The sequence below is a fragment of the Halomonas sp. Mc5H-6 genome, from assembly GCF_024124705.1.
Taxonomy (GTDB): domain Bacteria; phylum Pseudomonadota; class Gammaproteobacteria; order Pseudomonadales; family Halomonadaceae; genus Vreelandella; species Vreelandella subterranea.
Map to the genome: position 1 here is coordinate 650,812 of NZ_JAMXSI010000001.1, position 25,099 is coordinate 675,910.

Sequence of the window (25,099 nt, forward strand, 5' to 3'; positions counted from 1 at the left end):
ATGCAGTTCTCGGCCTGGTTTTATTGTCGACAGTGTGTGTTTATTACCATTGATAAACCGTTAAACAGCAACTTGGACAAACCTCACTAAATTACTGATCATTAAATAATTAGTCCCTACAACGCGGCGATGCCTTCAACAACCTATAACAACGCTACCTTCCAGAGGTAGACCAGGAGATACCCATGTCGGCTTCCAAGAGTGCTGCGCGCTTGCTTAATCATAACGGCCACGCCATCGAAGCGGGAACCAACCTGTTGAAAGCATTGGCCAATGAAAAACGGCTGCAGATTCTGTGTCTGCTCGCGGGTAAGGAACTCTCGGTAACGCAGATCAACCAGCAACTGGCACTCAGCCAGTCTGCACTTTCACAACACCTGGCGATTTTGCGTCGCGACCAGTTGGTGAATACTCGGCGGGAATCACAAACGATTTATTATTCGCTCAGCAGTGATAGCGCCAAGGCCATTATCACGACCCTGGCAGATCATTTTGCTGCTTGAAATGCAGCAACGAGGCGAGCTTAGCGACGCTGCCAGCCAGTGGCTTCCAGCATGCTTAGCCCTTTAAGTACGGCGTTTTCGACACCGCTGGCAATCGCCAGGCCAAACTTGCGGCCAACAGTCTTGGGGGGCTCCAGCTTCACCCGATAAACGCGGGTTTTTGAGATACGTTCCATCAGATATGCTTCGCTGGTGCCGACACTATCGACCAGTTTCAGACCCAAAGCTTCGCTGCCATACCAGATCTCGCCTGTCGCCAAGGCATCGATATCCATGTCGGGGCGGCGCTCGCTGACATATTGCTTGAACAGTCGGTGCGTGTTCTCAAGGTCTTCGAGAAATTTTTCACGCCCTTCGTCGGTATTCTCTCCCAGCATGGTCAGCGTGCGTTTGTATTTACCCGCCGTCAGCATTTCAACATCGACATCGTGACGCTTTAGCAAGCGATGTATATTGGGAATCTGGGCGACCACACCAATGGAACCCAGCACGGCAAAAGGTGCCGCTTTGATGTGATGGGCGGTACATGCCATCAGGTAACCGCCACTCGCCGCCACCTTGTCCACGCACACAGTGGTCGTAAGTCCTGCTTCTCTCAGGCGATCCAGTTGGGCAGCGGCCAGGCCGTAGGCGTGAACCAGCCCACCGGGTGACTCAAGGCAAATCACCACTTCATCGTCAGGCTTGGCGACCTCGATAAGCGCGGAGATTTCCTGGGCAAAGTGCTCGGTGGCCGACGCTTTCATATCGCCTTTGAACGTCAATACCCACACATTGGGTGTTTCAGTTTCACCCTTTTCGTTGCGCCGATGCTTGTCCTCACGGCGGAAGGTCTTGAGTAGTTTTTTACGGATGCCGGCAGGCGTTGCGGCGAGGCGCAGGCGGCGCGCCCGGCTACGGCGCTGTTCGTGCAAAGGTTCTACGTGCAATGTCAAATCGCGCTCGCCCCCCGACTTGGCTCGTGCGACAAGCAAAACGCCAATGCCGATGACAGCAACGACAATGCAGGCTTGTACGATAAACGTACCTATCTCTACGACCCATTCGTTCACATGCATCTCCTTGATTGATGTGCATCAAGCAGCCATCGTTGATCGCTGTATCCAAAACGCCGCTTGATATGAAACATATGTTTGAAATACTCTTTCGCCCCAAGGCGGCTAATTGTACGATGACGCTACAGGTTGCACGCTACTCCATTCCATCTCGTTTTTAACGGAACGCCATTATGTCAACCAACACCCTCGAAAAGTTGCAAGCCCGATTTGATCCTCAGGCCGCTCAGGGGATGCATGAGATTTTTCAGTTTCATTTTTCTGACGCGGGCAGTCACTACCTGGATATCCAGGATGGCAAGCTCGATGTACAAGAGGGCGAGCATGACGACCCGTCGGTTAGCCTGAGCATGAGCACGGATACGCTGAAAGGCATCATGAATGGTGATATCAATGGGATGTCGGCGTTCATGACCGGCAAACTCAAAGCGACGGGTAACGTGATGCTGGCCACCAAGTTGACAAGCCTCTTTCCCGGCGAATAAAGCGACAGCTCCCTGCCCTTTTCACCGCCAGCGTTTCAAATGGGTTTCAATCAGCTCGCGCGAGATCGAATAGGTCGGCGGTAATGTCGGCAGTTGACGGGGCGAGAACCACGCTGCATCACTGATTTCCACCCCGTCAATGCGAATCCGTCGCGTGGTCGCTTCGGCAAAAAAGCCCAGCATGAGTGAATGCGGAAATGGCCACGCCTGACTCTGGTAATAGCGTAGCTGGCTGACGTGAACACCTACCTCTTCAAAAATTTCCCGATGTACGGCCTCTTCAGCGGATTCACCCGGCTCTATGAAACCCGCCAGGGTTGAGTAGCGGCCAGGTGGAAAACGCGGACTGCGGGCCAGCAGCATCGCCTCGCCACTGGTCACCAGGGTAATAATGCAGGGCGAAATGCGCGGGTAGTTACGGTGGCCGCAGGCGTGGCAATGCATCGCAAATTCAGTGGTGAGCTTCGTGGCTTCTGCGCCACAGCGACCGCAAAAACGATGATTTTCCAGCCATGCCCCCACTTGCAGAGCGGTGGATAGCAGCGAATACCAGTGTGTCGGTAACTCACCCATCCATTGCCGCCCGTCTATCCATCCCTCGCCTGGCGATGGGGCTAATTGCAGCGCAACAGGCTCCTCATCCCAGTAGCAAAGCGGCTGCATATCCTGAGTCCACGGCTGCCAGGGATGGAGCGGGGTCAATGCCTCGTCATCTGAGGCCGACTCAGCGGGCGCAAGACGACTGCGAGAAAGGTAAAGAACACGCCCTTCCCGGGCTTCATGGGGTATTTCTCGTCTAAGCATTGCCCGGCGTATCCTCGAACCAGCGTAGCTGATGCGTTTCACATTTCGCCAAGTGCGCTTGCCGTTCATCCTGGCTGGGCGCAATGACCCGAAGCTGCCCGGGCGATAACGACATGCGCTGCACCGACAGTCCTGTCTCGGACGGCGTGTCGCTACGCTGTTCTTGATTGACCTCGGCATCCAGCGTGAGCGCCGTCTGCCCGCCGGTCATGGCCAGATAAACGTCAGCCAGTATCTCGGCGTCCAGCAGGGCGCCGTGCAGTACGCGATGACCGTTATCGATATCATACCGCTTGCATAGTGCATCAAGACTGTTGCGCTGGCCCGGGTGCATCTTTCGGGCCATCACCAGGGTGTCGAGAATGCGGCAATGATCACCGACAGGGCCCAACGGTTGATCACGGTTCTTCAGCATTTTCAATTCGTGATCAATGAACCCTACATCGAAGGGCGCGTTATGAATGACCAGCTCGGCCCCTTCGATAAAAGCCCAGAACTCGTCGGCAACCTGGGCAAACACGGGTTCGTTGGCGACTTTGGCATCATCAATCCCGTGAACCGCGACTACCTCAGCATCGATGTGACGCTCTGGATTGATATATTGGTGGTAAGTACGGCCGGTAAAACGCCGATTGACCATTTCCACGGCACCGATTTCCACCAACCGGTGCCCTTCTCTGGGATCAATACCTGTGGTTTCCGTATCCAGGATGACTTGGCGCATCATGGCCTCCTATGCGTTTTGTACTGCTTCATCAATTGCCTGGTTGGCAAGGGCATCGGCTCGTTCGTTACCGGGATGGCCGCTATGCCCTTTTATCCAATGCCACTCAATTTGATGGCGCTGGGCTTCGGCATCAAGCTGCTTCCACAGCTCGGCATTTTTGACAGGCTGTTTAGCGGCGGTTTTCCACTGGCGTTTACGCCAGTTATGAATCCACTGCGTGATACCCTGACGAACGTATTGGGAATCCGTCCAGATGGCCACCTGACAAGGGGTATTCAAGGTACGCAGCGCCATGATGGCCGCCATTAATTCCATTCGGTTATTGGTGGTTTGTGCTTCATACCCGTACAGGGTTTTCTCATGCTGGCCGCTTGAGAGCACAACGCCCCATCCGCCGGGACCGGGATTCCCGCGGCAGGCGCCATCGGTATATACGGTTACCTGGGGTAACCGGCCAGTGTCAGTCACGTTATCTGCGTCCTTGAATCAATAATGGTTGCGCTTGGGGTCTGTAGACTGGATCACAGCGGTTAGCGGCTATTGGTACGCGTCGCCCCCAGGGAACTCGCGGCAACCGGCGCCTTCAGACCGAATTTAATGCGTTGCTTGGGTGCATGGCGTTGGCGGCGCTTGGCCAGCACCATGTAGCTTTCCCCCAGAGGACAATTATAACGCCGACCCAGTGACTCCCAGTGCTCGACACAGCGCCCTCCCGGCCAGCTTCTAAAGCAGCAGTAGTCTACTCGTTCCACCTCAAAGTCGACAAATGCCAGCCAGTCACCCATCCGGCTGGCCGTTCGCCATTGCCCGTTCCAGGGGTATTGCCCATGGCGTTTGCGCCACTGTTTGACCACACCGCTCACCCCCAGAGGATTAAACCCGAACAGCACCAGCAGGCCACTGTCCGAGGTAACGCGCGCGGCTTCTTGCAGCGCATGATGGGCATCCTGCAGATGCTCAAGCCAATGGTGGAGCACGACGACATCCAGACAGCTGTCCGGCAATGCCAGCCTGTCGGGTGGGCAAATTAACGTCTGGTCGCTGGGGGCGCTGGCGCGGGTGGGTGCCCACTGCAGACGATGGGCAATGCCGGACATCGACATCATTGCTGGCCCCATTCCCATTTCAAGGCTATGACCACCGCAACGGGAATCAACGAGAGGGCCAAGGCAGGCGCGCTGGGAGTCCCACAATGATTTGCCTGCCTCTGTTTCCCAGTAGGCGCGGCTGGTCAATAGCGTGTGGGCGAGTGTGTCTGCCGCCGTTGAATTTGACATGTACCGCTCAACCCTCCACAGTAACTGCTTTTTGACGTCTTGCATCATAAAAAGCGCTGTTAATCATGAGCGCTAATCCATCTTTAAAGGATCTCGCCTATGCTGAGCGTGACACCGATTCCCGCCTTAAGCGACAACTATATTTGGCTGCTCCGACAGGACACCAGTCAAGAGGTGTGCGTGGTGGATCCTGGTGAAGCGTTGCCGGTTATCGAGTTTCTTGAACGCGAGTCGCTGTCACTGGGTACTATTCTGATCACTCACCATCACCCTGACCATACCGATGGGCTTGGGGAATTGATCAGACGCTATGCTCCCCGGGTCATAGGGCCGGTCAATCCCTCCATCGAAGGGATCGACGAGCGCGTCAGTGATGGCGATGAAATTCGCGTCATGGGCCGTCTTTTCGAGGTCATCGAGACGCCTGGGCATACGTTAGACCATATCAGTTATTTTACACCAGGGATTCCCCCATTACTGTTCTGCGGCGATACCCTGTTTTGCGCCGGTTGCGGTCGTCTTTTCGAAGGGACCCCTGAGCAGATGCACAAGGCATTAAAACGCTTTGCTGCCCTGCCGGAAGAAACCTTTGTGTTTGCTGCTCACGAATACACGCTGGCCAACCTCCGTTTTGCCAGCGAAGCAGACCCGGAAAATGAAGACGTCAAACACGCCTTAACGGAGTGTGAAAAAGCACGGGCACTAGACCGCCCTACCTTACCCAGCACGATAGGACGCGAGCTGAAAATCAACCCCTACTTGCGTGTCGATACGGAAAGTGTTCGTAACGCCGCAAGCAAGCAGGGCGCAATTGATAATGATCTCGCAACGTTCGCCACTCTGCGTGAGTGGAAGAATCGTTTCTAAACGCTATCGCAACGACGTAAACCACTATGACCTATCGCACGATTCGCCAACGTCTTTTGCTGGGCGCCGGCAGTACCGTGATCATGAGCCTGTTGCTGGCGGCTGCTGCCAATTCTCAGGCCTCAGCCAGCCAATACGGCCCTTCTCCACAGTCGGCCTCGAACACGCATGATGCCTCTGCGCCCGCTCACCCCGGGGGTACCCATGTACATTTCTGGGAAGAACTGATGCTGGAGCCGCAGGATGCCTGGAGCAAACTGCGCGAGAGCTTCCAATGGCGTGAACAGTCGCTGTCTGCCGAGGCGCAGGCACGTGTCGATGAGTGGATAGATCACTACCGTTCAAGTCCTGAGAATATTGCTGAAATTACCGAACGCGCCAGTCCTTGGCTTGCCTGGATCACTCAGCAGATAAGCGAGCGCAACCTGCCGGGAGAACTGGCCCTGATTCCGTTCGTGGAAAGCTCTTTTGACCCGAGTGCGCGAAGTCATCGGGGGGCAGCCGGTCTGTGGCAATTCATGCCTGGCACCGGTGACGCTCTAGGGCTTGTACGCAACGGTAATTACGACGGCAGGCTCGACGTTGTCACCTCGACCAACGCCGCGCTGGACTACCTCGAAATGCAGGCCGACCAGTGGTACAAGGGAGATCTGCAGCTTTCCCTTGCCGCCTACAATGCGGGCGCCGGGACCGTCAACAAAGCCAAACAACACGCCGAAAGCCAAGGCTTGCAAGGCAACTATTGGAACCTGAGCCTGCCCCAGGAAACCATGCAATACCTGCCGAAGTTGCTTGCTATCGCGACGATTATCGATGACCCGGAACGCTACAATGTCAGCTTGCCGGACATCCATACAGAACCGGCTTTCGCCAAGGTGAAGCTTGAGCATTCGGTTACTCTGTCTGAGGCCTCAGCGTTGCTTCAGGTGGATAAATCGGCGTTGACTGAGCTCAACCCCGGTCTCCTTAATGGTGCGCTCAACCCGTCAAGTGCTCAGACGCTGCTGGTCCCCGAAGACGTCGATCATGACGTTCTCGCAGAGCTATCAAACGGTACAGATGAACGCCAGAGCGTAGCCAGCGCCAATACACCCGATACTTACCGCGTTGAAAGTGGCGATAGCCTGTCTGTGATCGCGAGTCGCTATAATCTGAGCGCTCAAGAGCTGATGCGGTTAAATGAGATTGAACGCCCAGAAGCTTTACAAGCAGGTCAACTCCTGACACTTTCAGGACGTTGAGACTCATCGCCTTGTTGATAGGGAAATTGCCCCATGCGCTGTGGCGTTATTCTGCGTCCTGTTTTATGCCTTGCCCGTAACGCGCTGCTTGCGGCATCACTCCTGGCCAGCACTCATGCCAGCAGTGATGCCCGCGTCACAGAGTCCACCGCCACGGATGGCTCGGCACCTGTCGAAACCCAGCATGCCATGTCGCTGTATGACTCGCCTGCCCTCCCTGAGGATTTTCCGCACTTTTCCCACGTGAATCCCGACGCGCCCAAAGGCGGAAGTATCAAGCATACGGCCGTGGGTAGCAGCTTTGACTCGACCAACCCTTTCATTATTCGAGGCACGCCAGCCGCGGGACTACTCCAGATCTACGATACCTTGATGGCAAGCAACCCTAACGAGCCTTTCAGTCTTTATGGTTTGCTGGCAGAGGGTGTGCGTCTCGACCCCGATCGCGAATGGATCGAATTCGACCTCCGTCCTGAAGCTCGCTTCCAGGACGGTGAGCCGGTCACGGCTGATGATGTCGTCTTTTCGCTGAACCTGCTGCGTGATGAAGGTAATCCTTTCTATAGCAGTTACTATGCGGGGGTTGAGCAAGCCATTGCCCTGGATGACCATCTGGTTCGCTTCACTCTCAGCGACAGCGAGTCACGGGAGTTGCCACTCATCGTCGCCCAGTTCCCTATTCTGCCCAAGCATTACTGGGAAAAGCATGATTTTACCGCGCCGACCCTGGCGGCGCACCCTGGGTCTGGCCCGTATAAAATCGGCGAAGTGGACCCTGGCCGACGAATCGTCTATCAGCGCGACGACACGTATTGGGCAAAGGACCTGCCGGTCAACGTGGGCCGTTATAATATTGATCAGGTGATTTATGACTATTACCGGGATCGGGATATTGCCTGGGAAGCCTTCAAGGCCGGGTTGACGGACTTTCGCACGGACGCCCGCGCCGCCACCTGGGCGATTGGCTACGACTTTCCCGCTTATGAGGAAGGGCTTGTCAAGCGCATCACGGTACCTGACGTAAACCCCTCCATGATGCAGGCGTTTGTGTTCAACCTGCGCAAGGAGAAGTTCCAGGATCCGCGCGTACGTGAAGCGCTGAGCCTGACCTTTGATTTTCCCTGGCTGAACACCAATATTTTTTACGATACCTACCAGCGGACGAGAAGCTTCTTTGAAAACTCAGAAATGGAAGCCCGGGGCCTGCCAAGCGATGAAGAGCTTGCACTACTCGAACCCCATCGCGAGGCGTTGATGCAGTCCCACCAGTCAGAACGGCTGTTCACGGAACCACTGCCTATCGACCATCCTCTCGACCTCCGCGAACGGCTTCGCCTGGCGCTGAACCTGCTTCGCGAGGCGGGTTATCGCGTGGAAGACGGCGTCCTGGTCCATCAGGATACCCAGCAGCCGCTGAGCCTTGAAGTATTGCTTTACGATTCAGGACTGGAGCGCGTGGTACAGCCAATGTTGCGCAACATGGCCCGCCTGGGTGTACAAACCTCGATGCGTATCGTGGATATCAATCAGTACCTCAATCGCCAGCGCAATTTTGATTTTGATATGGTAATCAGCCATTTTCCCCAGTCGAACAACCCTGGCAATGAACAGCGAGACTTCTGGACCAGCCAAGCAGCTGATTCACCCCAGAGTCGTAATCGCATGGGCCTCGCGCATCCGGCGATAGATGATCTGGTGGAAAAGCTGATCCGAGCAGAAGACCGGGAAGAGCTCAACACCATTACCCGGGCGCTGGATCGTGTCCTGCGTTGGGGGTTTTATGTCATTCCCCACTACCATTCAGGTGAGACGCGGATCGCCATATGGGATAAATTCGGGTATCCCGACCCCTTCCCCGAATACGCCATGGATTTAGACGCCTGGTGGGTGGTCCCCGAACGTGAAGCCGCTTTACAGCGCCGGTCACGACGCTGACCTCGGCTTATTCTTGATGAACCATGGAGAGTTCTGTGGCACGTTACACCCTACGCCGACTGTTGCTGATGATTCCGACGCTTTTCGGGATCATGCTGCTCAATTTCATTATCGTGCAGGCCGCGCCTGGTGGCCCGATCGATCAAATGCTGGCACGCTTTGAAGGGGCCGATGCAATGGCCAGCACGCGACTGGATATGGGTGGCGCTGATGTTCAAGTCAACGACGAGTCCCGCGGCGCCAGGGGCATCGACCCCCGTTTTATTGAGCAACTGGAACAGCAGTTTGGCTTTGATAAACCGGCCCATGAACGTTTCATCGGCATGATGGCGGATTATCTCACCTTCGATTTCGGCACCAGCTTTTTTCGCGACCGACCGGTAATCGATCTGATGATAGAGCGCTTGCCGGTATCTATCTCCTTGGGGCTCTGGACGACCTTGCTGGTCTACCTCATCTCGATTCCGCTGGGCATACGCAAGGCCCTGCGCCATGGCTCGCGCTTTGACGTCTGGACCTCCGGGCTGGTCATCGTCGGCTACGCAATCCCCGGGTTTTTATTCGCCATCTTGTTGATTGTGCTGTTTGCCGGGGGTACCTACCTGGACTGGTTCCCCCTCAGGGGACTCACTTCCCCTTATTTCGACCAGCTTTCCACCTGGGGTAAGGTCAAGGATTATTTCTGGCATATCACCCTTCCCGTAATAGCTGCGGCGATTGGCAGTTTTGCCACCCTCACCATGCTGACCAAGAACAGCTTTCTGGATGAGATCCACAAGCAATATGTCCTGACAGCCCGCGCCAAGGGTGCCGATGAACAGCGCATTCTCTATGGCCACGTGTTTCGTAATGCCATGCTGATCATTATTGCCGGTCTGCCCTCAGCCCTGATTGGTATCTTCTTTACCGGCTCGTTACTGATCGAGGTGATCTTCTCCCTTGATGGGCTGGGCCTGCTGGGGTTTGAAGCGGTCATGCAGCGCGACTACCCGGTCATTTTCGGCACGCTGTTTCTCTACACGGTCATCGGGTTACTGCTGAAACTGGTGTCGGATCTCACCTATGTGTGGGTTGACCCGCGCATCGACTTTGCCACCCGGGAGTCGTGATCATGACTGCTTCGACGTTTCGATTTTCGCCCATTACCCGGCGCCGCTTTGCCGCTTTCAGGTCGAATCGCCGCGCATGGGTATCGCTATGGGTGTTTAGTGTCGTGTTTGTGCTGAGCCTTTTTGCCGAACTGATCGCCAACGATAAGCCGATCATCATGCAATACGACGGTCAGTGGTATGTGCCACTGCTGGTCGACTACCCCGAAACGGAATTTGACGGCTTCTTGCCCACGAGAACCGATTACCTGGACCCCTTTGTTCAGGAGCAGATCGAGAACAACGGCTGGGCGTTATGGCCCCTGATTCCGTTTTCTTACCAGACCCTGGATATGCAGATGACCCGCCCGTCCCCGGCCCCGCCCGATGGGCGCCACTGGTTGGGCACCGATGACCAGGGACGGGATGTGCTAGCGCGGGTGATATACGGTTTTCGGCTTTCGGTGGCATTTGCCCTGGTCTTAACGGCAGGGTCGCTGGTGATAGGCGTACTCGCAGGCGGTGTTCAGGGCTATTTTGGCGGCAAGACGGACCTTGTGGGTCAGCGCATTACCGAAATATGGTCAGGACTCCCCGTGCTGTTTCTGCTGATCATCCTCGCCAGTTTCGTGCAACCCGGCTTCTGGTGGCTGCTGGGTATCATGCTGCTGTTTTCCTGGCTTGGACTGGTGGACATTGTGCGCGCCGAATTCCTCCGCGCACGCAACCTGGAGTACGTTCGCGCGGCCAAGGCCATGGGGTTGCCGTCGCGACTGATCATGTGGCGCCACGTGCTTCCCAACGCCATGGTGGCCACCCTGACCTTCATCCCTTTCCTTTTCACCGGGGCCATTGGCACCTTGACCGCGTTGGATTTTCTGGGGTTTGGACTCCCACCGGGCGCACCTTCACTGGGTGAGCTTGCCGCCCAGGGCAAAAACAACCTGCACGCGCCCTGGCTGGGCATCACCGCCTTCATGACACTGGCCATTATGCTTTCGCTGCTGGTGTTTATCGGCGAAGGCCTGCGTGACGCTTTTGACCCCCGCCATGTCCAGCAGCCCACAACGCCCGCTAAGGAAACGCCCCATGCCTGAGCCGCTACTTTGCGTCGACAACCTGACCATCGCCTTTGATGGCAGTACCGTCGTCGAGTCACTGAGTCTGGAGCTACACGCAGGCGAGACGCTGGCCATTGTCGGCGAATCTGGTTCGGGTAAATCGGTATCGGCCCTGGGGTTGATGAACCTGTTACCAGGCAATGCCAAGGTAAGTGGCGAACGACGACTTAACGGTACGCGGCTCAACACACTTGGCAACGCCGAATGGAACGGGCTGCGCGGCAATACGGTAGGGGTTGTCTTCCAGGAGCCCATGACATCGCTCAACCCGCTACACCGGGTCGGCAAGCAGATTGGCGAATCCCTGCGCCTGCATCAGGGGCTGCGGGGAAAAGCCGCCCGAGCAAGGGCCAAAAATCTGCTCGAACAAGTGAAGCTGCCGCGCGCCGAGGAACTGCTCGATGCATGGCCCCACCAGCTATCCGGGGGGCAGCGTCAACGGGTAATGATCGCCATGGCCATTGCCAATAACCCATCGCTGTTGATCGCCGACGAGCCCACCACCGCGCTGGATGTCACCGTTCAGCAGGAAATCCTGGCGCTGCTTAAAGAACTGCGCGACCAGCACGGCATGGGCCTGCTGTTGATCAGCCACGACCTTAACCTGGTGCGCCGTCATGCAGACCGTGTGTGTGTCATGTTCCAGGGTAAAATTCAGGAGTCTGGCCCCGTCGAGCAGGTGTTTGAGCAACCGCAAAGTGATTATACCCAGCGTCTGCTCGCCGCCGAACCGGAAGGTCGACCATCGCCTGTTGGCGAGCGTCCACCGTTACTGACCGTCAAACAGTTGAGCGTCAGCTTCAAACGCCCCAAACCCGGATTATTCAAGCGTCAGCCGCCTGCCTTTGAAGCGGTCAAGGCAACCGACCTGACCGTCGCGCCGGGTGAAACCCTGGGGATTGTGGGTGAGTCAGGTTCGGGCAAAACCACCCTCGCCTCGGCCATCATGCGGATGGTGACCAGCCAGGGCGATATCACCCTTGGCGATGCCCCCTTGAGCAAGCTGACGGGTAACGACTTGCGCCGTCAGCGGCACCGGTTACAGATGGTATTTCAGGATCCCTATGGGGCATTGTCACCGCGTATGCCGGTATTCGATATCGTCAGTGAAGGGTTGCGCTTTCACTACCCTCACCTGTCTGCCACGGAAGTCACTGAGCGCGTCCATCAAACGTTGAGAGAAGTCGACCTGCCGGAAAGCTGTGCGGCGCGCTATCCGCATGAATTTTCCGGCGGTCAGCGCCAGCGGATCGCCGTCGCCCGGGCCATTATCCTGGAGCCTGAGCTGCTGGTGCTGGACGAGCCGACGTCAGCACTGGACCGCACCGTTCAAAAACAGCTGGTGACACTGCTACGGGACCTTCAGGCACGGCGCCAGCTAAGTTATCTGTTTATCAGCCATGATCTAGCCGTGGTACGCGCCATGGCCCACCGTATTATGGTCCTGAAAGACGGTGAGGTCGTCGAGCAAGGCCCTTGCCTGGACGTACTCGCCTCTCCTCAGCATTCTTATACGCAGTCGCTTATAGCGGCGGCTTATCTAAAAGATTTCGCGGGCTGACCCCTCTGCTTGCTTGATACTTCTCCCAAGCTTAATTCAGAGTTCGGGCATAGAAGTAAGATAACGGTATAAACTCGCAATTAATCTAAGACACGCCTGAGCCAAACTATTGTCAGCATGGTCAGGGCGTCATGGGCGATTAAAAGCTGGCGATTTCTTCCGTAGTCAGCTCACGCCATTCGCCAGGGGCCAGGGAATCCGTCAGCTCAATATCGCCAATTGAACGTCGATGCAGCGCTTCAACGTGATTGCCTAACGCTACAAACATGCGCTTGACCTGATGATAACGCCCTTCCGTAATGGTCAGCTCCGCTTGATGCGGCGCTAAAAACCGCAGCGTGGCTGGCTGAGTTGGCGTTTCTTCGCCGTCGAGCATAATGCCCTCGGCCACCTGGTTGATGGCCCACTCGGCCACATCGCCTTCCATGGGTTCGGCAAGCTCGGCGACATACACCTTGGCGCAGCGATGGCGCGGTGACGTCACGCGGTGCGACCACTGGCCATCGTCGGTAAGCAGCAATAGGCCAGTGGTATCAACATCAAGACGCCCGACCGGTTGTAAACGCTCTGCCTTGGGAAGGTCAATCAGGTCAATCACCCTCGGGTAAAGCCCTCGCCTGGCGGTACACTCCACATCGGCAGGCTTGTTCAGCATGATATAGCGTAGCCCTACCAGCGCCAGACGCTCGCCGTTAAGCACCACCACGTCTTCTTGCGTATCGATGTGCGTTGCTGCCTGCTTGATCGGCCCGCCGTTCAAGGTAACCTCACCGTTTTTTAGCGCGCGCTTGGCAAGGCTGCGCGTTAACGGGGTCGTTTCACTTAAAAAGCGATCAAGACGCATTATTGGCCGACTCCTGGGAGTAAGGAAAAGCGATCGGCGTCTTGCCAGGCAGGAAATTTTTCACGAAAAGCATCTAGATCCGTTTTATTGAGGCATCCCGTTTCTACAAACGGCGTATGCGCTGAATGGTCGATAAGTGGCTCGCCTTTGAAATCAACCAGCATTGAGTCACCACTGTAAGCCAGGCCTTTGGCGTCTTCGCCCACGCGATTGACGCCAATCACATAGGTCAGGTTTTCAATCGCCCGGGCCTGAAGCAAGGTGCGCCAGGGTTGACGGCGAGGTGCGGGCCAGTTGGCGACGCACAGCAGCGCATCATACTCGAAATGTTCGTCTTGTGCCGGCTGCTGGCGAAGCCAAACAGGAAATCTCAAGTCGTAGCAGACCGTCAGCAGTAGCTTGAAACCGTTCAGTTCAACGATGACACGCCGCTCCCCCATGCCGTAACGCTCATGTTCACCGGCCATGCGGAACAGGTGTCGCTTGTCGTAATAGGTCAGTTGACCATCCGGCATGGCCCAGATTAGCCGGTTGTAGTACTCGCCCTCATGCTGGATAGCCACACTGCCGGTCATGACGCACTGGCGTGACCGTGCCTGATCCTTCATCCAGGCAACGCTCTGGCTTTCATCCATGGGTTGAGCCATCTCACGGGAGTTCATCGTAAACCCGGTGGCAAACATTTCGGGCAGTACGATCAGATCCGTTTCCCGGTGATCAAGGTCACCCAAGAGTTGCTCAAGATGGGCATGGTTGGCTTCCGGATTTTCCCAGCGCAGATCGCACTGCACCAGGCTGGTTCTGAGTTGGCTCATCGAATCACTCCTTTACGCCGCTCACGTTGTCGCGTTTGTGTTAGATTAGCATTTTTAAATAATGAGGCTGCTATGCTTCCCACTCCACCACGCGATCCCGAAGCCGTCAAAGGGGTCACCTTTGGTTTGACGGCCTATACCATGTGGGGATGCTTCCCGCTTTTTTTTGCGCTGTTTGATGGCGTTCCGGCCATCGAAATACTGGTTCATCGCATCCTGTGGTCATGCCTCTTCCTGGTGGGCCTTATTACCCTGCTGCGTCGCTGGCCACCCGTCGTTGCCGCCCTGGTGGAGCCCAGGCGCCTCGGCCGCGTTCTCGCCTGCGCCCTGCTGATTGGGTTTAATTGGGGAATGTATATTTATGCGGTGGAAACCCACCAGGTGTTACAAGCCAGTTTAGGTTATTTTTTAACACCTCTCGTCAATGTGGCGCTGGGTATGCTGGTACTGCGTGAAGTGATGGCGCGGTTGCAACTGGTGGCGCTGGGCTTGGCCAGCCTGGCGATTGCCATTCAGTTTTTCATGCTGGGGGAGTTGCCGTGGATCAGTCTACTGCTGGCACTGAGTTTTGGAAGTTATGGTCTGTTTCGCAAACAGGTCCCGCTTGATGGCCTTTCGGGGCTTTTTGTCGAGACGCTGTTGCTGTTCCCCATTGCGCTGATCGCATTGACGGCCTTTAGCTGGCAAGGGACATCGCACTTTTTAGGCGACACCCAGACAACGGCCCTGTTGATCGCCAGCGGCGTCATTACGGCCCTCCCGCTCATGGCCTTTGCGGGCGCTGCGAGGCGTTTGCGCCTCGCGACACTGGGGTTTCTGATGTACATCAACCCCAGTATCCAGTTTTTAATCGCCCTGGCGGTTTTTGAAGAACCCCTCAGCTCAATCCAGTTGGTGACCTTCATCATGATCTGGACAGGGCTGGCCCTTTACTCCTGGTCTGCCTGGCAATCACGTCCCGGCCAGCTGTCGGCCAGGTAGCGCGGGCACATCGTCTTGATGGGTCAGACCCTGGGAAGCAGGTTCGCGCTCTGGCTGATAGCCGATACGGAAGCCGCCCCAGTGTCGTCCATTGATGTAGATGGGTACTGACAGATCATGCATGATCTCGCCCGTATCGCGCTTATAGGTTTGCAGTAGCAGTGGCTTTTCGTGTGCACCGCACCGGCGTCCGGTGGGGTCGTCGAAAATACGCTTGCTGCGACAGAATTTTAAGTCGTGATCATAGTCGCCAGTGGGCGCGCGGCTCACCGCCTGATTGTGGGTGGGCACATAGCCCTTCTTATCGCAGGTGATCGCGTAGCTCAGGTCAAGCTGGGTCAGCAGCGGCTCCTGGATATCGGGCAGATATTTATCGGTAAAGTCATCGAACGACGTACGATACAGCGGTGGCCGGGTATCGGGGATCTGCTGATAGCTGGGCTGGAACAGCGCCGCCTCGCTTAATTCGCCGCGTTTGAGAGCGTTCTCAAACAGTTTGCCCAGCCGGTCGGCGGCTTGCCGCGCCGCGTGGAAAACCTGCTGATGACGACCGTTGAGCCGCTGTTGAGCCAGCTCGCCATCGACACCTTCTGCCGCTTCCATCAAGGCACGGGCCTGATTCGCCAGGTCGTGCATATCGCGGTTGCCTTCATCGACGTCTGCTTCCAGCTCATACAATGTGTCGGCCACGGCCTGGCTATGTTGACGGGTATTATCGATGGCTTGTGCGACGCTGCTGATCTCGCTTTGCACCTGGTCAAATTCATGGGTAATGGTGCCCAGACTGCTGCCGACGTGCTGCATGTCAGCCGAACGGTGGCTGATTCGGCTCATCAGACTGCCCATGGATGACACCACGTTTTGCCCGCTTTGATGCATATCCTTGACGAGCTCATCCACGCTTTGGGTGGCCGTCGAGGTCTTGTGCGCCAGGTTGCGAACCTCGCCGGCCACGACAGCAAACCCCCGGCCGTGCTCGCCTGCCCGTGCAGCCTCAATGGAGGCATTGAGGGATAATAGGTGCGTTTGTTCGGCAATGTCTTCAATCATTGACGTGACGTTGCGCACACGCTCGATCTTGTCATTAAGCGAGGTCAGCATCTCCAGCGCCTGCTGGGACTGTTCGGACACATTGCTCATTTCCTGGATGATGTCGGTCAGTGCTGCCTGATTGTGATGACTGGCTTCGCGGGCGCTTTCAGCAAGCGTGGCTACCTGGGCAGCACTGGTGCTGACCTGCATGATAGCCGTGTTGATCGCGCCCATGCTGGCTGACGACTCACGCGCCATTCTCTCCTGTTTACTGAGACGCTGATCCATCAAATCTGCGTAGTGTGAAACTTCTGCCGAGGCGATGGCCGTGCTGCTGGCGCGCTTCATCAAGCGAAACGCCATGGCGCGTAGCGACGCATAATCGGCCATTAACCGATTGACAGGTCGCCTGCCCTCCAACGACTGCTGATCCGCCTGGTATAGCGAACCCAGGGCCATCAAAACACTCAGCGCCCCCGCGATGGTCGCCAACCCCACCGCTACATATCCCCCCAGTGTGCTGAAAGACACCAGCCACACCGCCAGTGCCAACAGCACCATGGGAACCGCCCATCGAATGATACGCATAGTCAGTTCTCTTGTTATTAATGTGGTTATGAGGCCCCAAGTCTTTCATTAGGGTTATTGTAAGCTTACTAATTAACGAGGATTAAATAAGTAACACTTTGGGGGCAGGACGCAACGCTGGGAATGAAATTCCCGCAGGGTGCCGTAATTTGACTTATAACTTGTTAATATAATGACCTACATTCGCGTTAAGCTGTTACGCAGCTTATCCATCGAAGATTTGAGGCGGATCGCCCCGGGAGCCCATGCTAAAGCGCTACTTGCCCATTCTGTCCTGGCTGTCTTACTACCATAAACGGTTACTGGGAGCGGATTTACTGGCCGGCGTGATTGTCACCGTCATGGTCATACCGCAGTCGCTTGCCTATGCCCTGCTGGCAGGGCTGCCGGCCGTGGTTGGCCTGTACGCCAGTATTTTACCGCAGTTGGTATATACCCTGTTTGGCACCAGCCGCACCCTGGCCGTGGGCCCTGTGGCGATTATTGCGCTGATGACCGGGGCTGCCCTTTCGTCGGTTGCCACCCCCGGCTCTGATGCCTACCTGGAAGCCGCCTTGGTGCTGTCGATGCTCTCAGGGGTCATGCTGGTCGCCATGGGGCTGCTGAAAATGGGCTTTTTCAGCAATTTCTTGAGCCACCCGGTCATTTCAGGGTTTTTAACGGCCTCAGGGATTCTGATTGCGGTCAGCCAGCTTGGCAGCCTGCTGGGGATCGAAAGCAGCGGGTTTACCCTGGTGGAGCGTTTGATGACCCTGATCCCCAACCTGGATGCCCTCAACCTACCCACCTGCCTTTTGGGCACAGGAACGCTGGTGTTTTTAGTCTGGCTTCGTCGGCATGGGAAGTCGGCACTCAGGCATCTGGGGCTGCCCAATAGCGTCGCCGACCTGGTCGCCAAGGCGGGGCCGGTTATCGCCGTGGTTGCCACCACGCTTGCCACCTGGTATTGGGGGCTTGCTGATCAGGGCGTCAATGTCGTCGGCGACGTACCGGGTGGGCTTCCCGCTTTCAGCCTGCCGTGGGCTGATGCCTCGTTATGGAAAGCGCTATTTATCCCGGCCTTGCTCATCAGCCTGGTCGGCTTTGTCGAGTCGGTGTCGATGGGGCAGATGCTGGCGGCCAAACGGCGCCAGCGCATTTCCCCCAATCAGGAATTGATTGGCCTGGGCGCAACCAACCTGGCGGCGGCCGTCACCCATGGCATGCCGGTGACAGGCGGTCTGTCGCGTACGGTGATTAATTTCGACGCGGGCGCTCAGACACCCGCTGCCGGGGCTTTTGCCGCGCTGGGTATTGCCCTGGTGACGATGGCGTTTACGGGCTGGCTTTACTACCTGCCGATCGCCACCCTGGCAGCAACGATTACCGTGTCTATCCTGACCCTGGTGGATATCCCCATGCTGCGCCAGACGTGGCGTTATTCGCGCAGTGATTTCTCGGCCATGGCGCTTACCATCCTCCTGACGCTTGTCGAAGGTATCGAGGCAGGTATTCTGGGGGGCGTGACCCTTTCCATTGCGCTTTATCTATACCGCACCAGTCGCCCGCACAGCGCGCTTGTCGGGCGCGTTCCAGGTACCGAACACTTCCGCAACATTAGCCGTCACGATGTCGAAACCGTCAGCCGTGTGGCGCTCCTGCGTATTGATGAAAGCCTGTACTTCGCCAATGCGCGCTATCTGGAAGATACGCTCTATAACCTGGTGGCCAGCCGCCCCGAACTGGAACACGTGGTACTGATCTGCTCAGCCGTTAACCTGATTGATGCCTCGGCACTGGAAAGCCTCGACGCCATCAATGCCCGCCTAAAAGATTCAAGCGTCAAGCTGCACCTTGCGGAGGTAAAAGGCCCCGTGATGGATCAACTCAAGAAAAGTGACTTTCTTGAGGCTCTCACCGGTCGCGTCTTTCTCAGTACTTACGCTGCATGGCGGGAGTTCTCCCGGTAACATCGCAAAAATGGTCTGCCTTTATTGGCCATGTTTCCTGATATATTCCCGCGGGTCACGCGGGTAGTATCGTTCGGGCTGGCTTTCAAGGTGCGTGAAGTAGCGGGTATCTTTGTAGGGCATCTTCATGAACCCAGAGACTCCCAGGCCTTCAATTTCGCTGACTGATGCGAGCATTTCCACCAGCAATGCGCGAAATTCGTCTTCCCTGGAAGGATCGAGAAGGCGATAGTAGCTATGAATCTTGAGGTGCTTGGGCAGCGCCTCAAAAATGATCATACCGGTGTGATGAATCTCGTTAAGCTGTTTGAGTACCTGCATGATCGACGCTGGCAATGCTAATAGCTCTTCGGGATCGGGACCATCCTCGAAGTAACTATGCTGACGCGTGCGGTCCTCAAGCTCCGGAACGGCGCTCATTTCATAGCTGATCGCCATGCCGGGTTCGCAATTAAAAGGCTCCGACGCTGAACCACGCTCAAGGTGCAATGTTTGGCGGGCGTTAAACAGACAGCTCTTGAACACCCCTTGGCGATGGATCGCCCGCGCCAGGTGCACCATGTTATTGACCGCTTCGATAAACGCAGGCTTCAATGCCGGATCGTGCAGGTTCAACGACGAATCAATATACACACCGTCGCGCTCCCAGCGCACCGCCAGGCCGCCTACAACAGGGTACTTGCCCAGGCGGCTCACCGAGGCCAGAAAGGCTTTTTCGGTTTCCCCCATCCCCTGCATGAACTGTTTGTAATAGCGGTCCAGCTGTACATCGTTAACGTCGTTGAGGGTTTCAGGGGCATTGGCTTCACGCAGAAATGCCTTGCGAGAACTGTACACCACGGTGTCAATTTCCTGTTCAGCCGGACGCCCCCATACCGGTACCAGCGGTGATTGAACGCTACCCGGCAGATCGAGCATCACCACGCGGACCATCCGCGGCATGGCGCGCAGGAAATAGTCGCCCGCCTTGCGACGCAGGTGAGGATCGGGGTCGAGCATAGCGTCCAGCGTTCGGGCAAACTCCATGGGAAGCCCCAGCGAACTGGCAGGAATCGCGCGATGACCAAAGCGGCACGACTGCGCAGATGCCAGGGCATACAAAGTGCCCGCCACGCCCTGCTCGTCAAAACGTGGCGACGAAAGGCCCCCGTTCAACTGTTCCTCGCCAATGAAGTAGACATCGCCCAGTCGGGCATTGGTCTGTTGCAGGTTATCCGACATCAACTCCATTACATTGTTGCCGACGAATTGCAGTTGGGCATCGAGTTGGGCAAAGACGGATGAGCCCCAGTCGATCAGCGCGATGGACTCGTCAGTCGAATCAAAGACCAGATTGGAAGGCTTGATATCACCGTGGACGACAGGCCGCGCCTTGGGGCCTGCCTCTCTACGCAACGCCATCAGGATATCGGCTAACTGTGCGGCGATGCGAACGATAAGGCGGGGCGACAGTCGGCCTTCCCTGAGCGATACCTGCTCGAGATTCAAGCCGGGCGCGCGCTCCATGACCAGAATCGATTGCCCCCGCGCGCGCTGGTAGGTAATCAACCTGGGAATGAGCGGGTGCGACACCTGCTCCAGCATGAACGCCTCTTCTTCAAGGCGTTCCTGGAGGTGAATGGGCAGGGTAATACGCGAGAACTTGAAAACGTAGTGCGCCGTCGCTCCCTGGATCGGCGCACTACCGGCAAAAACGAAACCGTAGGCTCCCTTACCGATCAGCTCGATGTCCCGGTAGCCCAACTGGGAGAGCTGCTCCTGGCACAGCGCCACCCAGTCCTTGAGCTTGCGGGCATCGTGGTGACTCAGCAGGTATACCGACTGTTCCTCGGGTATATAAAACTGCTGAAGGGGTGCCTGAGCCATGGTCGCCTGCGTTATCCCAGATGCAACAACATGCTATCCGGGGCTTCCAGAAAGCCCTTCCAGGTATTACAGAAGCGCGCGATCGTACCCCCGTCAATAAAGCGGTGATCCCCCGCCCAGGTAACCGTCATGATCGCACGCCGCTGGACCTCGCCGTGGTCATCAAAACGTGGCAGCCACTGGGTTTTACCAATCGCCACGATGGCGGCTTCCGGGGCATTAATGATCGGCGCCGCGTAGGTACCGCCCAGCGCCCCGATGTTGGAAATGCTGATGGTCCCCCCTTTGAGATCCGCCTGATCCACCCGCCCTTCTCTGGCCGCATGGGTTAAACGCCCGACTTCCCTGGCAATCTCCAGCAGCGTCAATCGCTCGACACCTTTGACATTGGGCACCAGCAACCCGGCCTTGCTGTCCACGGCCATGCCGATATTGCACTGGGCGTAGTAGTGCAGCTCATCGCCTGCTTGATTGAGCTGGGCATTGATAATCGGCGATTCGGCAATCGCCAATGCCATCGCTTTCATGAAGAACGGCATCAGCGTCAAGCGCTCGCCCTGGGCTTCTGCCAACGGTTTCAAGCGTTCCCGCATGGCGAGAAGCTGCGTCACGTCGATTTCCTCACCGTAATGAAAATGCGGGATCGTGCTGGCCGATTCCACCATGCGCTTGGCCATCATCGCCCGCATGCCACGCAGTGGCTCGACCCGGCTCACGTCGCCACTCCCCCGTGATGACGTCTCTTGAGAAGACATCGAAGCGGCCTCGCCAGGTTGGTCTAGATGCGCCAGGACGTCTTCCTTGAGGACGCGACCGTCCTTGCCGCTTCCCGCAATATCGGTGAGCTGCAACTGATGCTCTCTGACCAGCCGCCTGACGGCGGGGCTGGCAGGCACTTTCCCCTGAGTAACAACCGCTGGTGTTGTGGGTGACGGCTGGGTTCCCGCCTGTTTTTCAGCAGCAGAGGGCTGACTTGACGACGACGCTTCTGAGCTGTCATTCGATGCCTTTGCCTCACCGGCGTCTTCACCGTCAGCCTGGTAGGCATAAAGCGGGGCATGAACCTTGGCAATTTGCCCCTGATCGACATACAGCTTCGTGACAACGCCTGCTTCATGGGCGGTAATTTCCACCAGCGCCTTGTCGGTCATGACCTCGACAACCGGCTGATCTTCTTCAATCCGGTCGCCTTCCGCGACGCGCCATTCGACCACTTCACACTCGACGATACCCTCGCCGATGTCCGGCAGCATAAAATCGCTCATTGTTGTTCTCCTCTGGCGTCAAAAATTAACGCTTTCACGAATCGCTTCAAAGATTTTCAGATGGTCGGGTAGATACTCTTTTTCCAGCACCAGCGGGAAAGGCGTATCCAGCCCGGTCACCCGTGCAATGGGCGATTCCAGGTAGAGAAAACAACGCGCCTGAATCGTCGCGGCAATTTCACCGGCGAAACCGCCGGTCAACGGCGCTTCATGGCTGACCACCAACCGACCGGTCTTGAGAACGGACTCGGCGACCGTATCTGCATCCCACGGCAACAGCGAGCGCAGGTCGATGACTTCGCAGTTGATACCCTGCTCCTCTGCCAACTCCACGGCCTTGCCAATCACTTCCATCTGCGCGCCCCAGCCGACCAGGGTAATATCGCTGCCCTCCTTGGTGATCTCGGCCTCACCAATGGGAAGCTGGTAATCATCTTCCGGCACCTCGCCGACCGCCGCGCGGTAAAGCCGCTTGGGTTCTAAAAACAGCACCGGGTCCGGGTCACGAATGGACGCCAGTAATAGCCCTTTGGCCTGATAGGGGTTGCGGGGCACCACGACCTTTAACCCAGGGGTATGGGTGAAGTAAGCCTCGGGCGATTGCGAGTGGTAAAGCCCGCCGGAAATCCCGCCACCGTAGGGTGTGCGAATGGTCAGGCCGCCGACGTTGAACAGATCTCCCGAGCGATAGCGGAATTTGGCGGTTTCGTTGACGATCTGATCAAAGGCGGGAAAAATATAATCGGCAAACTGAATTTCCGCCACCGGAACCGATCCCTGAGCGGCCAGGCCGTTGGCAAAGCCAATGATACCCTGCTCGACCAAGGGGGTATTAAAACAGCGGGCCTTGCCGTATTTTTCCTGCAGGTGGCTGGTGGCACGAAAAACACCGCCAAAAATTCCCACATCCTCGCCAAAGCAGATGACTTTTTCGTCTTCCGCCATGGCGATGTCGAGGGCGTTATTGATCGCCTGAAGCATATTCATTGTCGGCATGTTATTCGCCCCCCTGGGAGTCGGCATCCGTACTCACACTCAGGTCCAACGACTTGGCTCCCCGCGGGTAAGCTTCCGGGTAACGGCGGATATGCTGCTTGAGCTGGTCGAACTGTTGCTGCAACGCCGGGGTGACATCCGCATAGACATCGCTGATCAGGGAATCCAGGGGCGGGGGTGAGCGCTTTTCGGCACGCTTCATGGTGTCCAGTACTTCACGGCGCAGGCTTTCCTGCTTGCTGGCCTCCTCGTCTTCGCTCCACCACCCCTTGGCCAAGAGCCACTTCTGCATGCGCAGCAGCGGATCTTTGGCACGCCAGGCTTCTTCTTCATTTTTGGAGCGATAGCCCGACGGGTCATCGGAAGAGGAATGTGCGGCCAGACGATAGGTCATCGCCTCTATCAATACCGGTTGGTTGCGTTCAACGGCGAGTTCGCGCGCTTGGCGCGTGGCTTCATAGACTGCCAGTATGTCGTTGCCGTCCACACGGATCACATGCATGTGATAGCCAAAAGCCCGGGGGGCGATACCGTCGGCTGCAAACTGCTCGGCTGCCGGTGTCGAAATCGCGTAGCCATTGTTGCGGCAGAAAAAGATCACCGGGACCTGGTGGACCGACGCCATGTTCAGCGCCGCATGAAAATCGCCTTCAGACGCGGCGCCTTCCCCAAAGAACGTTAGGGTACAGTGCCCATCACCTGCCATTTTTTGCCCATAGGCATAGCCTGCGGCCTGGGGAATCTGGGTGGCAAGCGGCGAGGAAATGGTCATGTAGTGGAGCTTTCGCGACCCATAGTGAATCGGCATCTGGCGGCCTTTGCCGTAGTCCAGCTCGTTGCCGAACAGCTGATTCATGAATTCATCAATGGAAAACCCGCGATACATCAAGGCACCCTGCTCTCGGTACTGCGCCATGATCATGTCGGCATCGTCGAGCGCCGCGGTGGCGCCTACCACGGCGGCTTCTTCGCCCGTGCATTGCATGTAGAAAGACAGCCGCCCCTGACGCTGGGCCGCCAACATACGCTCGTCGAGGATACGCGTTGCCAGCATCGCGTGGTAAATGCGCAGGGCATGGTCTTTTTCAAGCCTGGGGGCATCAGCCTCGCTGTAGAGCTCGCCCTCGGGGCTCAGTAAACTGAAGGTGGGAATCGAAAATTCATCGCCTGTCAGAAAAACAGGCTGGTGTGCATGCTGTGTCATCATTATTGTCCTTGTCGTACCCCTTTTGAGGGCAGTGTTGTCGGTGATGACCTTTTATGCCAGTGGATTTATCTGACATTGGTCAACGCAACACCTGCGACAGTAACGCAGCTGAGACACTTTAGGGATTCGACTTAAGCGGTATAGAGGCGCGAACGCAGCCGTTCCTGAAGTCGCTCGAACAGGCTATCGACGGTTAGTGCCAACAGCGCAATCGTCAGCGCCCCCTGGACGATATACGCCATATTCCCGTTCACGATACCGGCAATGATGGGATCCCCCAGATTGCTCGCGCCGACGGTGGCGCCGATCGCGGCTGTCGAAATATTGATGGTGATGGACGTCCGAATGCCGGCCAGTATGACCGGGGCCGCCAAAGGCAACTCCACCTGGCGAAGGGTTTGCCAACTCGTCATCCCCATCGCGACGGAGGCACTTTTCACTTCTTTATCAACGTCCTGTAGGCCGCCTAGCGTATTTCGCACGATGGGTAGCGTGCCATACAGCACCAGCGCAACAATAATCGGCAGCGTGCCAAAACCTAATGCCGGCACCGCCAGCGCCAGCACGGCAACCGGTGGAAAGGTCTGCCCCAGTGAGGCGACTTGCGCGACCAGAGGTAAAAAATTACGCCCCCATTCCCGTGTCACGACAATCGCCGCCAACACGCCCCCCACCACGGTAATCACGGCGGCCGCGCTGACCACGAGAAGGTGCTGAACAAGCAGTGATGCAAGGCTAGCGCGTTGATAGACAACCTGATTGGCATCCGGCTCAATCGCACGCAGCAGGCCGTCAGCGTAGGGAAATCCCCAAACACACGCCATCAAAAGGACCAGCCAGATAGCTGGCCACTTCGCTTGGTGAGCGCCGCGCGCCGTCAGTGAACGGCTCA

General features: G+C 56.8%; 23 protein-coding genes. 10 read left to right on the forward strand and 13 right to left on the reverse strand.

Translation table 11 applies throughout. The features are described 5' to 3' along the window. Positions 1 to 185: 185 nt before the first annotated feature. Entirely contained in the window at positions 186 to 503 is a 318-nt protein-coding gene (locus NH395_RS03115) for a metalloregulator ArsR/SmtB family transcription factor (RefSeq protein WP_066317489.1), read from the forward strand. 20 nt (positions 504 to 523) lie between these two features. Here the strand turns inward: NH395_RS03115 and sohB are convergent, their stop codons facing one another. Next, positions 524 to 1,555: a protease SohB gene (sohB, locus tag NH395_RS03120; protein ID WP_253022345.1), complete on the reverse strand. Its 1,032-nt coding sequence runs from the start codon at positions 1,553 to 1,555 to the stop codon at positions 524 to 526. Positions 1,556 to 1,731: 176 nt separating this feature from the next. Between sohB and NH395_RS03125 the strand changes: the two genes are divergently transcribed. After that, positions 1,732 to 2,043, forward strand: coding sequence for an SCP2 sterol-binding domain-containing protein (locus NH395_RS03125; protein WP_092828528.1), 312 nt, complete (start codon positions 1,732 to 1,734; stop codon positions 2,041 to 2,043). A gap of 21 nt (positions 2,044 to 2,064) precedes the next feature. Here the strand turns inward: NH395_RS03125 and nudC are convergent, their stop codons facing one another. The 4 genes from nudC to NH395_RS03145 form a co-directional block, all read right to left on the reverse strand. After that, on the reverse strand, positions 2,065 to 2,847 hold the full coding sequence (gene nudC, locus NH395_RS03130) for an NAD(+) diphosphatase (protein ID WP_253022346.1): 783 nt from the start codon (positions 2,845 to 2,847) through the stop codon (positions 2,065 to 2,067). Beyond that, positions 2,840 to 3,571 (reverse strand): DNA polymerase III subunit epsilon, encoded by a 732-nt coding sequence (gene dnaQ, locus NH395_RS03135; RefSeq protein WP_253022347.1) that lies wholly within the window; start codon positions 3,569 to 3,571, stop codon positions 2,840 to 2,842. Before dnaQ ends, nudC begins: the two co-directional genes overlap by 8 nt. A 9-nt stretch (positions 3,572 to 3,580) precedes the next feature. After that, positions 3,581 to 4,042 carry a ribonuclease HI gene (rnhA, locus tag NH395_RS03140; protein ID WP_066317502.1) on the reverse strand — a complete coding sequence of 154 codons (462 nt, stop codon included), beginning with the start codon at positions 4,040 to 4,042 and terminating at the stop codon, positions 3,581 to 3,583. A 62-nt stretch (positions 4,043 to 4,104) separates the two neighbouring features. Continuing rightward, positions 4,105 to 4,851 (reverse strand): methyltransferase domain-containing protein, encoded by a 747-nt coding sequence (locus NH395_RS03145; protein ID WP_253022348.1) that lies wholly within the window; start codon positions 4,849 to 4,851, stop codon positions 4,105 to 4,107. Positions 4,852 to 4,950: 99 nt separating this feature from the next. Between NH395_RS03145 and gloB the strand changes: the two genes are divergently transcribed. Genes gloB through NH395_RS03175 form a run of 6 tightly spaced genes read left to right on the forward strand, consistent with a single transcriptional unit; the run spans position 4,951 to position 12,664 of the window. Next, positions 4,951 to 5,718 (forward strand): hydroxyacylglutathione hydrolase, encoded by a 768-nt coding sequence (gene gloB, locus NH395_RS03150; RefSeq protein ID WP_066317506.1) that lies wholly within the window; start codon positions 4,951 to 4,953, stop codon positions 5,716 to 5,718. 26 nt (positions 5,719 to 5,744) lie between these two features. Then, a complete protein-coding gene (locus tag NH395_RS03155) occupies positions 5,745 to 6,959 on the forward strand; it encodes a transglycosylase SLT domain-containing protein (protein ID WP_253022349.1) in 1,215 nt (404 codons plus the stop codon). Positions 6,960 to 6,992: 33 nt separating this feature from the next. Continuing rightward, a complete protein-coding gene (locus NH395_RS03160; RefSeq protein WP_253022350.1) occupies positions 6,993 to 8,894 on the forward strand; it encodes an extracellular solute-binding protein in 1,902 nt (633 codons plus the stop codon). Positions 8,895 to 8,929: 35 nt separating this feature from the next. Continuing rightward, complete coding sequence (locus tag NH395_RS03165) at positions 8,930 to 10,003, forward strand: microcin C ABC transporter permease YejB (RefSeq protein ID WP_066317513.1); 1,074 nt, start codon at positions 8,930 to 8,932, stop codon at positions 10,001 to 10,003. Between the two features lie 2 nt (positions 10,004 to 10,005). Next, positions 10,006 to 11,079 (forward strand): ABC transporter permease, encoded by a 1,074-nt coding sequence (locus NH395_RS03170; RefSeq protein ID WP_253022351.1) that lies wholly within the window; start codon positions 10,006 to 10,008, stop codon positions 11,077 to 11,079. Then, entirely contained in the window at positions 11,072 to 12,664 is a 1,593-nt protein-coding gene (locus NH395_RS03175) for a dipeptide ABC transporter ATP-binding protein (protein ID WP_253022352.1), read from the forward strand. Before NH395_RS03170 ends, NH395_RS03175 begins: the two co-directional genes overlap by 8 nt. Before the next feature lie 139 nt (positions 12,665 to 12,803). Here the strand turns inward: NH395_RS03175 and NH395_RS03180 are convergent, their stop codons facing one another. Beyond that, positions 12,804 to 13,508 (reverse strand): pseudouridine synthase, encoded by a 705-nt coding sequence (locus NH395_RS03180; RefSeq protein WP_253022353.1) that lies wholly within the window; start codon positions 13,506 to 13,508, stop codon positions 12,804 to 12,806. After that, the gene (locus NH395_RS03185; RefSeq protein WP_253022354.1) at positions 13,508 to 14,323 is read right to left on the reverse strand and encodes an amidohydrolase; all 816 of its coding nucleotides are present in this window, start codon (positions 14,321 to 14,323) and stop codon (positions 13,508 to 13,510) included. Before NH395_RS03185 ends, NH395_RS03180 begins: the two co-directional genes overlap by 1 nt. A 72-nt stretch (positions 14,324 to 14,395) precedes the next feature. On the opposite strand from NH395_RS03185, the gene rarD reads away from it, so the two are divergent. Beyond that, positions 14,396 to 15,304, forward strand: a complete 909-nt coding sequence (gene rarD / locus NH395_RS03190) for an EamA family transporter RarD (protein ID WP_066317523.1) — start codon at positions 14,396 to 14,398, stop codon at positions 15,302 to 15,304. Here the strand turns inward: rarD and NH395_RS03195 are convergent. Then, the gene (locus NH395_RS03195) at positions 15,275 to 16,924 is read right to left on the reverse strand and encodes a methyl-accepting chemotaxis protein (protein WP_253022355.1); all 1,650 of its coding nucleotides are present in this window, start codon (positions 16,922 to 16,924) and stop codon (positions 15,275 to 15,277) included. The genes rarD and NH395_RS03195 overlap by 30 nt on opposite strands. Before the next feature lie 245 nt (positions 16,925 to 17,169). Here NH395_RS03195 and sulP point away from each other — a divergent pair, with 245 nt between their 5' ends. Beyond that, a complete protein-coding gene (sulP, locus tag NH395_RS03200; protein WP_253022356.1) occupies positions 17,170 to 18,873 on the forward strand; it encodes a sulfate permease in 1,704 nt (567 codons plus the stop codon). Positions 18,874 to 18,894: 21 nt separating this feature from the next. Here the strand turns inward: sulP and NH395_RS03205 are convergent, their stop codons facing one another. The 5 genes from NH395_RS03205 to NH395_RS03225 all read right to left on the reverse strand — a co-directional run bounded on the left by NH395_RS03205 (position 18,895) and on the right by NH395_RS03225 (position 25,043). Then, positions 18,895 to 20,739: a protein kinase gene (locus tag NH395_RS03205; protein ID WP_253022358.1), complete on the reverse strand. Its 1,845-nt coding sequence runs from the start codon at positions 20,737 to 20,739 to the stop codon at positions 18,895 to 18,897. A gap of 11 nt (positions 20,740 to 20,750) precedes the next feature. After that, positions 20,751 to 22,004, reverse strand: coding sequence for a 2-oxo acid dehydrogenase subunit E2 (locus NH395_RS03210; protein WP_253022360.1), 1,254 nt, complete (start codon positions 22,002 to 22,004; stop codon positions 20,751 to 20,753). 18 nt (positions 22,005 to 22,022) lie between these two features. Beyond that, entirely contained in the window at positions 22,023 to 23,000 is a 978-nt protein-coding gene (locus NH395_RS03215) for a transketolase C-terminal domain-containing protein (RefSeq protein ID WP_253022361.1), read from the reverse strand. A gap of 1 nt (position 23,001) precedes the next feature. After that, the gene (locus NH395_RS03220) at positions 23,002 to 24,204 is read right to left on the reverse strand and encodes a thiamine pyrophosphate-dependent dehydrogenase E1 component subunit alpha (protein WP_253022363.1); all 1,203 of its coding nucleotides are present in this window, start codon (positions 24,202 to 24,204) and stop codon (positions 23,002 to 23,004) included. Positions 24,205 to 24,338: 134 nt separating this feature from the next. Further along, entirely contained in the window at positions 24,339 to 25,043 is a 705-nt protein-coding gene (locus tag NH395_RS03225) for an ABC transporter permease (protein ID WP_290443692.1), read from the reverse strand. Between the last annotated feature and the right edge of the window lie 56 nt (positions 25,044 to 25,099).

Coding starts and splice junctions, on each gene's coding strand:
- NH395_RS03215 (WP_253022361.1), bottom strand. CDS start 23,000: ATGCCGACAATGAATATGCTTCAGGCGATCAATAACGCCCTCGACATC.
- NH395_RS03160 (WP_253022350.1), top strand. CDS start 6,993: ATGCGCTGTGGCGTTATTCTGCGTCCTGTTTTATGCCTTGCCCGTAAC.
- NH395_RS03145 (WP_253022348.1), bottom strand. CDS start 4,851: ATGTCAAATTCAACGGCGGCAGACACACTCGCCCACACGCTATTGACC.
- nudC (WP_253022346.1), bottom strand. CDS start 2,847: ATGCTTAGACGAGAAATACCCCATGAAGCCCGGGAAGGGCGTGTTCTT.
- gloB (WP_066317506.1), top strand. CDS start 4,951: ATGCTGAGCGTGACACCGATTCCCGCCTTAAGCGACAACTATATTTGG.
- dnaQ (WP_253022347.1), bottom strand. CDS start 3,571: ATGCGCCAAGTCATCCTGGATACGGAAACCACAGGTATTGATCCCAGA.
- NH395_RS03115 (WP_066317489.1), top strand. CDS start 186: ATGTCGGCTTCCAAGAGTGCTGCGCGCTTGCTTAATCATAACGGCCAC.
- NH395_RS03205 (WP_253022358.1), bottom strand. CDS start 20,739: ATGGCTCAGGCACCCCTTCAGCAGTTTTATATACCCGAGGAACAGTCG.
- NH395_RS03185 (WP_253022354.1), bottom strand. CDS start 14,323: ATGAGCCAACTCAGAACCAGCCTGGTGCAGTGCGATCTGCGCTGGGAA.
- NH395_RS03220 (WP_253022363.1), bottom strand. CDS start 24,204: ATGACACAGCATGCACACCAGCCTGTTTTTCTGACAGGCGATGAATTT.
- sulP (WP_253022356.1), top strand. CDS start 17,170: ATGCTAAAGCGCTACTTGCCCATTCTGTCCTGGCTGTCTTACTACCAT.
- NH395_RS03125 (WP_092828528.1), top strand. CDS start 1,732: ATGTCAACCAACACCCTCGAAAAGTTGCAAGCCCGATTTGATCCTCAG.
- NH395_RS03170 (WP_253022351.1), top strand. CDS start 10,006: ATGACTGCTTCGACGTTTCGATTTTCGCCCATTACCCGGCGCCGCTTT.
- NH395_RS03210 (WP_253022360.1), bottom strand. CDS start 22,004: ATGAGCGATTTTATGCTGCCGGACATCGGCGAGGGTATCGTCGAGTGT.
- NH395_RS03195 (WP_253022355.1), bottom strand. CDS start 16,924: ATGCGTATCATTCGATGGGCGGTTCCCATGGTGCTGTTGGCACTGGCG.
- NH395_RS03155 (WP_253022349.1), top strand. CDS start 5,745: ATGACCTATCGCACGATTCGCCAACGTCTTTTGCTGGGCGCCGGCAGT.
- rarD (WP_066317523.1), top strand. CDS start 14,396: ATGCTTCCCACTCCACCACGCGATCCCGAAGCCGTCAAAGGGGTCACC.
- NH395_RS03180 (WP_253022353.1), bottom strand. CDS start 13,508: ATGCGTCTTGATCGCTTTTTAAGTGAAACGACCCCGTTAACGCGCAGC.
- NH395_RS03175 (WP_253022352.1), top strand. CDS start 11,072: ATGCCTGAGCCGCTACTTTGCGTCGACAACCTGACCATCGCCTTTGAT.